The organism is Streptomyces sp. NPDC048623 (genome assembly GCF_040650755.1).
Classification (GTDB): Bacteria; Actinomycetota; Actinomycetes; order Streptomycetales; family Streptomycetaceae; genus Streptomyces.
Window position 1 is genome coordinate 44,340 of sequence record NZ_JBEZHV010000032.1, and the last position, 14,569, is coordinate 58,908.

General features: G+C 75.4%; 2 protein-coding genes (1 of these 2 running past the window's edge). Both read right to left on the reverse strand.

From position 1 onward, the window contains the following. Positions 1-244: the 5' portion of an amino acid adenylation domain-containing protein gene (locus tag AB0C73_RS32425; RefSeq protein WP_362536973.1), read on the reverse strand. 17,921 nt of this gene lie to the left of the window's left edge; only the first 244 of its 18,165 coding nucleotides appear in the window; its start codon is at positions 242-244; its stop codon lies beyond the left edge, outside the window. Continuing rightward, positions 241-14,505 (reverse strand): amino acid adenylation domain-containing protein, encoded by a 14,265-nt coding sequence (locus AB0C73_RS32430; RefSeq protein WP_362536974.1) that lies wholly within the window; start codon positions 14,503-14,505, stop codon positions 241-243. Before AB0C73_RS32430 ends, AB0C73_RS32425 begins: the two co-directional genes overlap by 4 nt. Positions 14,506-14,569: the final 64 nt, after the last annotated feature.

Below are 14,569 nucleotides of genomic sequence, written 5' to 3' on the forward strand. Positions count from 1 at the left end.
ACCGGACGGACCGGAAGCCGGCCCGCAGGTTGGCGTGGCGCCGCAGCAGGGTGCCCATGGCGTCCTTGAGGCGTGCCGCGTCGAGCGGTCCTTCGAGGTCGACGGCCAGCTGGACGGCGTAGACGTCGGGGCCTTCCCCGTCGTCCAGGAGGGAGTGGAAGAGCAGGCCTTCCTGCAGGGGGGAGAGGGGCAGGACGCCCTCGAGTCCGGACGGCTTTCGCGCCGGTCGCCCGTTGTGCGTCACTTCAGTTCCTCCAGGTCGGCTTCGAGCTCGTCGATCTCGTCCTGGTGGAGGTCCACCAGGGAGAGGTCGGATGTGGTCAGGCTGTCGGTGCCGCCGCCGTCGGCGGCGGAGTGCGCGGCGGCGTACCGCGTGAGGGCGTCGAGCGCCTCGAACCACAGGCCGGTCAGGGCCTGGAGGTCCGGTTCGCCGAAGAGGTCCGCGGGCCAGGTCCAGGTCACGCTCAGCTCCGGTCCGCCGGGCCGGTCGTGGGTGACCGCGTTGACCTCCAGGCTGTGGGCGAACGGGAGGTCCGGGTCGGCCGGGGCGATGCGTACGTCCTCGGGTGCCGCGCCCCAGTCGGCCGGGCCGGTGTGGTCGGTGCGGACGCGGCCCAGGTAGTTGAAGGCGATCTGCGGTTCGGCTCCGGCGGCGAGGATCGGGGCCGTCCGCGGGTTGAGGTGCCGCAGCAGTCCGTACCCGGCGCCCTTGTGGGGCACTGCGCGGATCTGTTCCTGGACCCGGCGCAGCGCGGCGCCGGCGCCCGGCGCGCCGTCCCTGGTCTCGTGCCACTTGACGCCCGGGTCGAGCCGCAGCGGGTGCATGGCGGTGAACCAGCCGACGGTGCGGGAGAGTTCGGCGTCGCCGCCGTCGCCGCGGCCGTGGCCCTCCAGGTTCAGCAGGACCGGGCCGCCGCCGGCCGCCCCGCGCCTGCGGGTGCGGCGCCACTCGGCGAGGGCGAGCGCGAACCCGGTGAGCAGGATCTCGTCGGGCCCGGCTCCTGTGGCGGCCGGCACGCGCGTCAGCAGGGCGTCGGTGCGGTCCGCCGGAAGGGTCGCCGTGTGGTGCCGGACGGTGGCCCGGGTGTCCAGGGCCGGGTCGAGGGGGCGGGAGCCGAGCCGCGGGTCGGCTTCGGCGGTCATCCGCTCCCACAGGGGGAGTTCGGCCTCGGCGGCGGCGCCGGTCGCGCGGGCGGCCAGCCGCTCCGCCCAGGTGCGGAAGGAGGTGCGGACCGGTTCGAGGGCGAGCGGGCGGCCCGCTTCGGCGTCGGCCCAGCGGTCCATCAGGTCGGGGACGAGGATCCGCCAGGACACTCCGTCGACGACGAGGTGGTGCGCGAGGAGCAGGAGCCGGCCGGGGCGGTCGGGGCCCGCGTCGCACCAGACGACCCGGAGCATGACGCCCTGGTCGGGGTCGAGTTCCCGGCGGGCCGTCTCGGCCTGTGCGGTGAGGAGTCCGGCGAGCGCGTCGTCGGGGACGCCGGTGATGTCGATCCGGCGCACGAGGTCGGTGGCGACGGTCTTGCCGGCCGGCGGGACGTCGAGGTGCCAGGAGTCCGGGTCGGTCCGGTCGAGGCGCGCCCGCAGCAGGTCGTGGGTGTCGAGGAGGGTCTGGACGGCGGCGAGCAGGGACTGCTCGCCGGCGCCCGCCGGGGTGGTCAGGACGACGGACTGGTTGAAGCCCTCGATCGGTCCGCCGAGGCCGCGCAGCCACTCCATGATCGGGGTGAGCGGGACGCGGCCGGTGCCGTCGTCGGGCGTGTCGGTGTCCGCGCCGGCGGCTGTCGCCACCCGGGCGAGGGCCTCGACGGTCTGGTGCTGGAAGACGTCGCGCGGGGTCAGCGCCAGGCCGGCCTGGCGGGCCCGGCTGACCAGCTGGATGGAGACGATGCTGTCGCCGCCCATGGCGAAGAAGTTGTCGTCGATCGCCACGTCGGAGGCGCCGAGCAGGTCGCCGAACAGCGCGCACAGCAGCTGTTCCCGCTCGTCGCGCGGGGCTCGTCCGCCGCCGCCGGCGTAGTCGGGCGCGGGCAGGGCCTTGCGGTCCAGCTTCCCGGTCCGGGTGAGCGGCAGCTCCTCCAGGGTGACGAAGGCGGCGGGGACCATGTAGTCGGGGAGCCGTCCGGCGACGTGGGCGCGCAGCGTCTCGGCGTCGGCGCCGCCGGCGCCGCCGGCCACGGGGACCACGTAGGCGACCAGGCGCCGGTCGCCCGGCCGGTCCTCGCGGACGACGACGACGGTCTGGGCGGTGTCCGGATGGGACGCGACGGCCGCCTCGACCTCGCCGAGCTCGATCCGGAAGCCGCGCACCTTCACCTGGGTGTCGGCGCGGCCGGCGAATTCGAGGGTGCCGTCGGCGCGCCGGCGGACCCGGTCGCCGGTGCGGTACATCCGGGAGCCGCCGGGGCCGAAGGGGTCGGCCACGAAGCGTTCCGCGGTGAGGGCGGGCCGGCCCGTGTAGCCGCGCGCCAGGCCCTCGCCGGCGACGTACAGCTCGCCGGTGACCCCGGGCGGGACGGGCCGCATGCGCTCGTCGAGGACGTAGACGCGGGTGTTGTCGAGCGGGCGGCCGATCGGGAAGGCGTTGCGGGCGAGGTCCTCGGCGCCGATGGCGTGGTGGACCACGCACAGCGTCGTCTCGGTCGGGCCGTAGCTGTTGGTCAGCCGGGCCTCCGAGGCCTGCTCCAGGACCTTGCGGACCGCGGCCGCCGACGCCGTGTCACCGCCGACGTAGATGTCCCGCAGGTCGCGGAAGCACTCCGCGTGGTTCTCGGCGAGGAGCCGGAAGACGCCCTCGCTGAACAGGCCGACGGTGACCCGGTGCCGGGTCATGACGGCGGCCAGGGAGGCGATGTCGGTGGCGTCGCCGTCGGAGGCGACGATCCGCGCACCGCTCAGGAGCGGCCCCCACAGCTCGTACGTGGAGGCGTCGAAGGAGGGCGGCGAGTGCATCAGCACCCGGTCGTCCGCGGCGTGGCCCCAGTAGCCGTCGCGGGCCAGGCCGGCGACGTTGCGATGGGTGACCGCGACGCCCTTGGGCTCGCCCGTGGAGCCGGAGGTGTACATGATGTACGCCAGCTGGTCCGGGTGCGGCGCCGGCAGCTCCACGGCCTCGTCGGCCGGGGGCAGTTCGCCGTCGGTGAGGACGACGGCGGCCGGTCCCTCCGGCACCCGGGCGGCGGTCGTACGGTCCGCGAGGACCAGGACCGTGCCGGTGCCGTCCAGGATCTGCCGGGTCCGGGCCTCGGGGCTGCGCGCGTCCAGCGGGATGTAGACACCGCCGGCCTTGGCGACGGCGAGCGTCGCCACCACGTGGCCGACGCGGTCGCCGAGCAGCAGTGCCACCCGGTCCTCGGGGCGCAGGCCCTGGGAGAGCAGCACCCGGGCCAGCCGGTCGGAGCGGGCGTCGAGTTCGGCGTAGCCGATCTCCGTCCCGCCGCTCACCAGGGCGACGGCGTCGGGGGTACGGGCGGTCTGCCGCCGGAACAGTTCGGGCAGCGAGGCCTCGGGGCGGGTGACGGCCGTGTCGTTGTGGACCACGAGGAGTTCGTGGAGTTCGGCGTCGGACAGCACCCGCAGGCGGCTGATCGGCACGTCCGGTTCGGTCGCCGCGGCCGTCAGGAGGCGCTCCAGGCGGGCCGCGGCGGCCTCGACGGTGGGCCGGTCGAACAGGTCGAGCGCGTACTCGATCCGGCCGAGGACGCCGTCCGCCGCTCCGGCCTCGGTGTGGCGCTCCCACAGGCTGACGGAGAGGTCGAACTTGGCGACCGGGGCGTCCGCGCCCTCGGCCGTGGCCCGCAGTCCGGGCAGGTCGATCTCGGGGCGTTCGGTGTTGTGCAGGATCAGCATGATCTGGAAGAGCGGGTGCCGGGCGAGCGAGCGCACCGGGTTGAGCTCCTCCACGAGCCGCTCGAAGGGCAGGTCCTGGTGGGTGTAGGCGGCCAGGTCGGTCTCCCGTACCCGGGCGAGGAGTTCCCGGAACGTCGGGTCGCCCGAGGTGTCGGTGCGCAGCACCAGGGTGTTGACGAAGAAGCCGACCAGGTCGTCCAGGGCCTCGTCGGTGCGGCCCGCGATCGGGGTGCCGATCGGGATGTCGGTGCCGGCGCCGAGCCGGGTCAGCAGGGCCGCCAGGCCGGCCTGGAGCACCATGAAGACGCTGACGCCGTTGGCCCGGGCGAGGGCGAGGAGGCCGGCGTGGGCCTCGGCGCCGAGTTCCACGGGCACGTGGTCGCCGCGGTAGCCGGCGACCTCCGGGCGCGGCCGGTCGGTGGGCAGGTCCAGCTCCTCCGGAAGGCCGTCGAGGGCCGCCCTCCAGTGGGCGAGCTGTTCGCCGAGACGGCTGTCCGGGTCCTTCTCGTCGCCCATGAGCTCGCGCTGCCACAGGGTGTAGTCGGCGTACTGGACGGGGAGCGGCCGCCAGTCGGGCGCGGTGCCGCCGGCGCGGGCCGCGTACGCCTCGGACAGATCCCTCAGGAGCGGGGTGAGCGACCAGCCGTCGGCGGCGATGTGGTGCATCACCAGGACCAGGACGGTCTCCTCCGGGGCGGTGTCGTCCGGCGCGGTGCAGCCGGCCGGGGTGAGCAGCCGGGCCCGCAGCGGCGGCTGGACGGTCAGGTCGAAGCCGCGCATGACGGTCTCGGTGACGGCGGCGTCCAGGGCGCCGGGCGCGACTTCGGTCTCCTCCAGGGTGGGGGCGCCCTCGACCGGGCCGAGGACGTGCTGGCCGGCCACGCCGTCGGTCTCGGGGAAGACCGTGCGCAGGCTCTCGTGGCGGTCGGCGACGTCGCGCAGCGCGGCGCGCAGCGCGGCCCGGTCGAGGTCGCCGGTCAGGCGCAGGACGAGCGGGATGTTGTAGGTGGCGTTGGGGCCTTCGAGCCGGTTGAGGAACCACAGCCGGGTCTGGGCGTACGAGAGCGGGACGCGCTCGCCGCGGGCGGCCGGGACCAGCGCGGGCCGGCTGTCGTCGGGGGTGGCGAGCCGGGCGGCGACGCCGGCGACCGTGGGGGCGTCGAACAGCGCCTTGACCCCGACCCGGACGCCGAGGGTGCCGGCGATACGGCTGAGCAGGCGCATGGCGAGCAGCGAGTGGCCGCCCAGGGCGAAGAAGTCGTCGTCGACGCCGACGCGTTCGACGCCGAGCACATCGGCGAAGAGGCCGCAGAGGATCTCCTCCTCCGGGGTGCGGGCGGCGCGGGCCGGCGCGGTGCCGGCGACGGCCTCGGGGGCGGGCAGGGCGGCCCGGTCGACCTTGCCGTTGGCGGTGAGCGGGAGTTCGTCCAGGACGACCACGGCGGTGGGCGTCAGATACTCCGGCAGGGTGCTCGCGACATGGGCACGGACCCGGTCGGGCGCCGGGCTCGCGCCGGGGGCGGCGACGACGTAGGCCGTGAGCCGCTTGTCGTCGCGCCGGTCCTCGCGGACCAGCGCCAGCGCCCGGCCCACTCCGGGGGCGGTCAGCAGGGCGGCCTCGACCTCGCCGAGCTCGATCCGGAAGCCGCGCACCTTGACCTGGTGGTCGGCGCGGCCCACGTACTCCAGGACCCCGGCGGAGTTCCAGCGGACGCGGTCGCCGGTGCGGTACATGCGGGCGCCGGGCGCCCCGAAGGGGTCGGCCACGAACCGCTCGGCGGTGCCGGCGGGACGGCCGAGGTAGCCGCGGGCGAGACCGGTGCCGGCGACGTAGAGCTCGCCCACGACCCCGTCGGGCACCGGCCGCAGGGCCGCGTCCAGGACGTAGGCACGGGTGTTCCACATGGGGCGGCCGAGCGGGACCGGTCCGGCGGACAGCGGGGCGCCGGCCGGGACCCGGTGGTCGAGGACACCGACGGTGGTCTCGGTCGGACCGTAGTGGTTGACCACGGTGGCCTTCGGGTGGCGGGCGCGCCAGGCGGCGAGCTGCTCGGAGTGCAGCGCCTCGCCGCCGGTCATCAGCTCGACGGAGGGTGAGCAGTCGTCGGGCAGGGTGTCGAGGATGGGCAGGTGGCTGGGGGTGACCTTGAGGAAGGTCAGGCCGCCGGGCACGTCGAGGTGCTCGTCGAGATCGGCGACGTACAGGCAGCCGCCGGCGAGCAGGGTGCCGTACAGCGTGGTGAGGCCGAGGTCGAAGGAGAGCGGCGAGTGCAGCAGGGTGCGCCCGCTCAGGCCCGGGTACTCCGCGGCGCAGCGCACCACGTAGTCCACCAGGGCCCGCTGGTCGACGACGACGCCCTTGGGGGTGCCGGTGGAGCCCGAGGTGTAGACGACGTACGCGGCGTCGCCGGGGCCGGCGGGCGCGGTCCGGTCGGTGTCGCGGGGGTCGGTGTCCCGGCAGGCGGCGAGCGCGGCGGTCGTCCCGGGGGCGTCGAGGACCAGCAGCCGGGCCGGTCCCCCGGCCAGGTGCGGGGCGTCGCGCAGGGTCTGCTCGGTGGTGAGCAGCAGGCCGGGGCGGGCGTCGGAGAGGAGCTGGGCGACGCGCTCGCCCGGGTGCTCCGGGTCCAGCGGCAGATAGGCGGCACCGGCCTTGCCGACGGCGAGCATCGCCTCGACGGCGGTGGCGGACCGGGGCAGGGCGAGGGCGACGAGCGCGGTGTTGTCCGCTCCGTGCTCCAGGAGCAGGCGGGCGAGCCGGTTGGCGCGGGTGTTGAGCGTGGCGTAGTCGAGTTCCACCGGGCCGCAGACGACGGCGGGCGCGTCCGGGGTGCGGGCGGCCTGCGCCTCGAAGAGCTGCGCGAGGGTGGCGTCCGGGGTGTCGTGTCCGGTGGCGTTACGGGTGACCAGCAGGTCGTGCCGCTCGGTGCCGTCCATCACGGCGAGGCGGCCGATGGGCCGGTCGGGGTCGGCGAGCGCGGATTCGAGCAGCCGGACGAACCGGCCGGCGAGGGCCTCGACGGTGGACCGGTCGAACAGGTCGGCCGAGTAGCCGGCGGCCGCCTCGACGCCCTGCGGCTCGCCGTGCTCGTCGTACCGCTCGGCGACGCTGAACAGCAGGTCGAACTTGGCCATGTCGGGGTCGAGCTGGGCGACTTCGGTGTGCAGGCCGGGGAAGTCGACCTGCGGGCGGTCCAGGTTCTGCAGCACCAGCTTGGTCTGGAACAGCGGGTGGCGGTTGAGCGAGCGGCGCGGGTTGACCGCCTCCACCAGGCGCTCGAACGGCAGGTCCTGGTGGGCGAAGGCGGCGATGTCCGCGGCGCGGGTGCGCGCCAGGAGTTCGGCGAAGGTCGGGTCGCCGCCGGTGTCGGTGCGCAGGACGAGGGAGTTGACGAAGAATCCGACGAGCTCGTCGAGGGATTCGTCCGTGCGGCCCACGACCGACCCGCCGATGGGGATGTCGGTGCCGGCGCCGAGCCGGGTGAGGAGGGCCGCGAGCGCGGCGTGCAGCACCATGAACGTGGTGGCGCCGTGGGCGCGGGCCAGGCGCAGCAGCGAGCGGTGGGTCTCGGGTCCGAGGCCGAACGGCACGAGTCCGCCCCGGCCGCTGGGCAGCGCGGGCCGCGGCCGGTCGGTGGGCAGCGCGAGCTCCTCGGGGAGTCCGGCCAGGGTCCGCTTCCAGTAGGCGATCTGACCGGCGATCACGCTGTCCGGGTCGGTCTCCTCGCCGAGCTGCTCGCGCTGCCACAGGGCGTGGTCGGCGTACTGCACGGGCAGCGGCGCCCAGGCGGGGGCCTTGCCGTCGAGGGCCGCCGCGTACGCCTGGCTCAGGTCGCGGGCCAGCGGGGCGGTCGACCAGCCGTCGCTCGCGATGTGGTGCACGACGACGACGAGCAGGTGGGTCTGCGGGCCGAGCACCAGGAGCCGGGCGCGCAGCGGTGCCTCGTGGGCGAGGTCGAAGCCGCGGCCGGCCGCCTCGGCGATCAGCGCGTCGGTGTCCCGTCCGGCGGCGTCCACGACGTCCAGGCGCGGGCGGGCGTGGGCGGGGTCGAGGACGACCTGCCGGGGCACGCCGTCGGCCTCGGGGAAGACGGTGCGCAGGCTCTCGTGCCGCTCCGCCACCCGGACCAGGGCCTGTTCCAGGGCGAGGACGTCGAGGTCGCCGGAGAGCCGCAGGACGAGGGGGATGTTGTACGTGCCGTCGGCCGGGTCCATCCGGTTGAGGAACCACAGGCCGCGCTGCGCGTACGACAGCGGCAGCACCTCGGGCCGGTCGCGGCGCTCCGGGCGGCTGCGGGCCGGGCCGGCGGCCGGGAGCCCGGCGGCCAGGCCGGCGACGGTGGGCGTCTCGAACAGGGCGGCCACCTCGACGTCCACGGCGAGGGCGGCGCGGATCCGGGCCACGAGCCGGGTGGCGAGCAGGGAGTGGCCGCCCAGGGAGAAGAAGTCGTCGTCGACGCCGACTCGGTCGAGTCCGAGCATCTCCGCGAAGATCCCGCAGAGGATCTCCTCCTCCGGGGTGCGGGGTTCGCGGCGCGCCGCCGTGGAGAAGTCGGGGACGGGCAGGGCCTTGCGGTCGGTCTTGCCGTTGGGGGTGAGCGGCATCGCGGGCAGCGGCACGAGCGCGGCCGGCACCAGGTGTTCGGGCAGGGCGGCGGCGAGCGCGTCGCGGACGCCGCGGACGTCCTGGGTGCCCACCAGGTAGCCGACGAGCCGGTGGTGCCCGCCGGGGCCGGGGACCACGGCGGCCACGGCGTCGGTGACACCGTCCTGGGCGCGCAGGTGGGCCTCGACCTCGCCCAGCTCGATGCGCTGGCCGCGGATCTTCACCTGGGCGTCACGGCGGCCGATGAACTCCAGCTGTCCGTCGGGACGGTGGCGGACCCGGTCACCGGTGCGGTACATGAGGGCGCCGTCGGCGGCGAAGGGGTCGGGTACGAAGGTGGCGGCGGTGCGGGCGGGATCGCCGAGGTAGCCGCGGCCGACGCCGACGCCCGCCACGTACAGGTCGCCGGGGGTGCCGGCCGGAACGAGTTCGAGTGCGTCGCCGAGGACGTAGAGGCGCGTGTTGCGGACCGCCCGGCCGATCGGCGCGGTGATCCGGTCCTGGTCCAGGGTGTCCGGGGTGATGTCGGCGTGGGTGACGTCGTCGGAGCACTCGGTGGGTCCGTACGCGTTCGTCATCGGGATGCCGGGGAAGCGCGCGAACCAGCGGCGGCACAGCTCGGTCGGCAGTTCCTCGCCGGTGACGACGAGCCGGCGCAGGGCGGGCAGCGCGGGGACTTCGGCGCCCTCGTCCCAGGTGTCGAGCGCGGCGCGCAGCAGGGACGGTACGACTTCCAGGACGGTGACCTCGTCGTGGGCGACCAGGCGGAACAGGCCCAGCGGGTCGGCGGCGAGGACCTGGCCCACGGCGAGGACGCGGCCGCCGGTGAGCAGCGGGGCGATCATCTGCCAGACCGAGACGTCGAAGGTCAGGGGCGCGTTCTGGACCAGGGTGTCGGCGCCGGTCAGGGCGAGGTCGTCGATCTTGGCGAGCAGGTGGTTGTTCATGCCCCGGTGGTGGACCATCGCGCCCTTGGGGCGGCCGGTGGAGCCGGAGGTGAAGATGACGTAGGCGAGCTGGTCGGCGGCCGGGGTACGGGACGGGGCGGGCGGGGTGCCGTCGGCGGGGCCGTCCACGGGCAGCGCGGCGACGGGCGGCCGGCCGGCGGTCGTGCCGGCGGCGACGATCAGGTCCGCCGTGTCCTGGTGGCCGGGGCCGGTCAGCAGGCAGGCGGCGTGCGCGTCGGCGAGCAGGGACGCGGACCGCTCCACGGGGGCGCGGGTGTCGAGCGGGAGGTAGGCGGCGCCGGCGGCCTGGATGCCGAGGAAGCCCGTGACGGCGGCGGTGCCGCGGTCGGCGAGCACGGCGACCACCGTGTCCGGTCCGGCGCCGCGGGCGCGCAGCCGGGCGGCCAGCCGGTCGACGCGGTCCATGAGGGCCCGGTAGGTGAGGTCCCCGTCGTCGTCGGTGACGGCCACGGCGTCGGGGCGCTCGGCGGCGACCTCGCGGACGCGGGCCACGATGTCGGTCAGGGTCTCGGGCGCCGCGGTGTCGTTCCACTCCACGAGGAGGCGGTGGGTCTCCTCCTCGGACAGGACCGGGGCGCTGCCGATGCGGGTGCCGGGGGCCGTCGCGGCGGCCTCGGCGAGCCGGGCGAAGCGGGCCAGGAAGGCTTCCGCGGTGGTGCGTTCGAACAGGTCCGTGCGGTATTCGAGGGCGACGAGGATGCCGTTCTCGGCACCGTCGGGCGTGCGGTGCTCCCGTACGTTGAACGACAGGTCGAACTTGGCCGTGCCGGTCGGCACGTCGAGCATGCCGAGCGTCAGGCCGTCGACCGCGGGCAGGGTGCGCTGCGAGCTGTCCATGGCGATCATGACCTGGAACAGCGGGTGCCGGGACGTCGAGCGGGCGGGGTTGAGCACCTCGACCAGCCGCTCGAAGGGCAGTTCCTGGTGCTCGTAGGCGCCGAGGTTGCCGCGCCGGACGCGGGCGAGCAGGTCCGCGAAGGTCGGGTCGCCCGAGGTGTCGGTGCGCAGGACGAGGGTGTTGGTGAAGAAGCCGACGAGGTCGTCGAGGGCGTCGTCGGGGCGGCCGGTGACGGGGGTGCCGACGGCGATGTCGGTACCGGCGCCGAGCCGGGTCAGCAGGGCGGCCACGACGGCCTGGACGACCATGAAGGTGCTGGTGCCGGTGGTGCGGGCGAGTGCGGTGAGCCGGCGGTGGGTCTCCGCGTCGAGGTCCAGGGTGACGAGGTCGGCGGCGGGCGCCGAGGCGGCCGTCCTGGTGCGGTCGGCGGGCAGTTCCAGGTGGTCGGGCAGGCCGTCGAGGCGCTCGGCCCAGAAGGCGATCTGGCGGGCGGCCGGGCTGTCCGGGTCGCTCTCGTCGCCGAGGGCGAGGCGCTGCCAGGCGGCGTAGTCGGCGTACTGGACGGCGAGCGGCTCCTGGTGCGGCGCCGTCCCGGCGCGGCGGGCCGCGTAGGCGTCCGTGAGGTCGCGAAGGAGCGGGCCGAGCGAGCCGGCGTCGGCCGCGATGTGGTGCAGCAGGAGCAGCAGCACGTGCCGCTCGGGGGCGAGGGCGAACAGGGTGGCCCGCAGCGGGGTTTCGGCGGCGAGGTCGAAGCGGTGGCCGACGGCGGAGGCCAGTTCGCCGGCGAGGGTGTCGTCGGTCACCGGCCGCACGTCGGGCCGGGGGGTGTGGTCGGCGGGCAGGATGTGCTGCGCGGCCACGCCGTCGGTCTGGCGGTAGACGGTGCGCAGGATCTCGTGGCGGGCGGTGAGGTCGCCGAGCGCGGCCGTGAGGGCCGGCCGGTCGAGCGTGCCGTCGAGGGTGAGGACGAGCGGGATGTTGTAGGCGGCACTGGGGCCCTCGAACTGGTCGAGGAACCACAGGCGCTGCTGGGCGTAGGACAGTTCGGGGTCCCCGGTCCGGGGCACGCGGGTCAGGGCGGGCCGGCGGGCCGCCGCGTGGCCGTCGAGCCGGCCGGCGAGCTGTCGCACGGAGGGGGCGGCGAAGAGCGCCTCGATGCCGCAGTCGACGCCGAGTTCGGCGCTGATGCGCCGGGTGAGGCGCGCGGCCATGAGGGAGTGGCCGCCCAGCACGAAGAAGTCGTCGTCGGTGCCGACGGTCTCCAGACCGAGCGCGTCGGCGAACAGCGCGCACAGCGCGTGCTCGCGCGGGGTGGCCGGTGCCCTGCGGGTGCGGGTGGCCGGGGTGCCCGGGTCGGGCAGTGCCCGGTGGTCGACCTTGCCGTTCGGGGTGACCGGGATCGCGGTGAGGACGGTCAGGGTCGCGGGCACGAGGTAGCCGGGGAGCACCTCGGCCAGGGCGTCGCGTACGGCGCCGAGGTCCGGCTCCGTACCGGCGTCGGCGGGGACGAGGTATCCGGCCAGGGCGTGGGCCCCGGCGGCGTCGCGGCGCACCGTCACCGCGGCCTGGCCGACGGCGGGCAGCCGCAGCAGCGCGGCCTCGGCCTCGCCGGGCTCGACGCGGTAGCCGCGGATCTTGACCTGGTCGTCGGCGCGGCCGACGAATTCCAGGGTGCGGTCCGGGAGCCGGCGGACGAGGTCGCCGGTCCGGTACATGCGCTCGCCGGGCCGGCCGAAGGGGTTGGCGACGAACCGCTCGGCGGTCAGCGCGGAGCGGCCCAGGTAGCCCCGGGCGAGGCTGGGTCCGGCCACGTACAGCTCGCCGGTGACGCCGGGCGGTACGGGCAGGAGGGCGCTGTCGAGGACGTACACCCGGGTGTCGGCGATCGGGTCGCCGATGGGGGGTGTGCGGGTGCCGTCGAGCGCCTCGCTCATGGTGGCGCACACGGTGGTCTCGGTCGGTCCGTAGCCGTTGACGAAGACCCGGCCGGGCGCCCAGCGGGACACCAGTTCCGCGGAGCTCGCCTCGCCGGCCACCAGGATGGTCATGCCGGGCGGCAGGTCGCCCTCCGGGTCGAGCACGGCGAGCGAGGACGGCGGCAGGATGGCGTGCGTGATGCCGGCCTCGCGGGTGAACGCGGCCAGCGGGTCGCCGGGCAGCAGCCGCTCGGCGGGGGCCAGCACGAAGGTCGCGCCGGAGAGCAGGCCCATGCACAGCTCGGGCACCATCGCGTCGAAGCCGGTCGACGCGAACTGCAGGACCCTGCTGCCGGGGACGACGCCCAGGCGCCGGATGAACGTCCCGGCCAGACCGGGGAGGCCGGCGTGGGTGACCAGGACGCCCTTGGGGCGACCGGTCGAGCCGGAGGTGTAGATGACGTACGCCGTGTTGCCGGCGGTCAGCACGGCCGTGCGGTCCTCGTCCGCCGGGTCGGTGTCCGCCGCGGCGGACAGCTCGTCGCGGACGGCCGGGTCGTCGAGCAGGAGCGTGGCCCGCCCCGCGGCGCGGGCCGTCTCCCGCGTACCGGCGTCGGCCAGGACGTATGCCGGGGCCGCGTCGCCGAGGATGTGCTCGATGCGCGCCGCGGGGTAGGCGGGGTCGACGGGGACGTACGCGGCACCCGCCTTGACCACGGCGAGCAGTGCCACGACGAACTCGGCGGAGCGCGGCAGCAGCAGGGCCACCCGGTCCTCGGGGGCCACTCCGCGCGCGATGAGCAGCCGGGCGAGCCGGTTGGCGCGCCGGTTCAGCTCCGCGTAGGTGAGGACGGTGCCCTCGTACTCCAGGGCGGGGGCACCGGGCGAGCGGCGGACCTGCTGCTCGAACAGCCCGGCCAGGGTGGGCGCGGGGTCGCCGTCGGCCGGTCCGTCCTGCCGTACGGGGGCGGCGAGGAGGTCCGCGAGCTCGTCGTCGCCGAGCAGGCCGAGCCGGCCGACGGGGGTGGCGGGCTCGGCGAGGGCGTCGGCCACCCGGCCGACGAAGGCGAGGTAGCGGTCCTGGTGGGCGGCGAGTTCGGCGACGGTGTACAGCTCGGGGTGGGCGTCGAAGTCCACCCGGATGCCGCCGCCGTTGCCCCGGTCGTAGACCGAGACGGCGAGGTCCTCGATGAGCCGCAGCGACATGTTGTGGGCGTCGGCCCGGCTGCCCGCGAAGCGCAGGTCGTAGTCGAAGGGCACGACGTTGATCAGCGGTCCGAAGAACCGCCGGTGGTCGTTGGGCAGGCCCAGGTCGCGCCGCAGGTCCTCGCCGCGGTAGCGCTGGTGCGCCGAGACGCCGCGCAGGGCGACGCGGGTCCGCTCCAGGAGTTCGCCCACGGTGGTGGCGTCGTCGACGGCCACGCGCAGCGGCACGACGTTGGCCGCCATGCCCGGGGCCCGGCGCGACCGCGGTCCCGGCCGCGCGGTCACCGGCAGGCCGAGCACGACGTCGGTGACGCCCGTCATGCGGTGCAGGTAGGCGACGGTGGCGGCGATGACGATCCGGGAGCGGGCGGTGCCGGCCCGCTCCGCCGCCCGCACCAGCGCGTCCTGCGCGGGCTGCGGCAGGTGGGCGCTGCGGCGCACGAAGTCCGCGGAGGGGGCCAGGGGGCGGGTCGACAGGGCGATCGGCTCCGGCTGGTCGGCGAACTGCCCGCGCCAGAACTCGCGGTCGGCGGTGAACTCCTCGGAGACGCGGTACGAGGCGTCCTCGGCGAGGAGGGTGCGGACGGAGGCGAACGGGGCGGGCTCGGGCGCGGTGCCGGCGACGAGCGCGGTGTACAGCTCCGCCACCCGGCGGACCAGCAGGGCGGCGCCCACACCGTCGAGCAGGATGTGGTGGTAGGCGTGGTACCAGAACCAGCGGTCCTCGGCGACGCGGAAGAGCGCGTAGGTGAACAGCGGGGAGGCGGTCAGGTCGATCCGCCGGCGCAGATCGCGGCCCATCCACTCCTCGGCCGCGCGCCGCGGGTCGGCCTCGCCGGAGACGTCGACGATCCGGAGCCGCCAGTCCGGTTCGGCGCCGACGAGCTGGCGCGGGCCGTCCTCGGTGTCGACGAAACGGATGTGCAGCGCGTCCGCCTCGGCGGTCGTGCGCCGCAGCGCCTGCTCGAAGAGCCCGGTGTCCACGGAGCCGTGGATCTCCAGGTACTCGGCCGCCCGGAAGATCGGGCTGTCCGGCTCGACGGCCTGCGCGAACCACACCCCTGCCTGTGCGCCCGTCAGCGGAAGCAACTGCTCACCGTCGGCAGAAGACAGAGACAGATCCATAATTCCTCGCCATTCACCTACGGTTGCGCCGGAAGGGAATTCCGCCGGGCACAAAAAGACAGAC

What these genes read in the sequence shown, in the direction of transcription:
- AB0C73_RS32430 (WP_362536974.1), bottom strand. Translation starts at nt 14,505, where the DNA reads ATGGATCTGTCTCTGTCTTCTGCCGACGGTGAGCAGTTGCTTCCGCTG.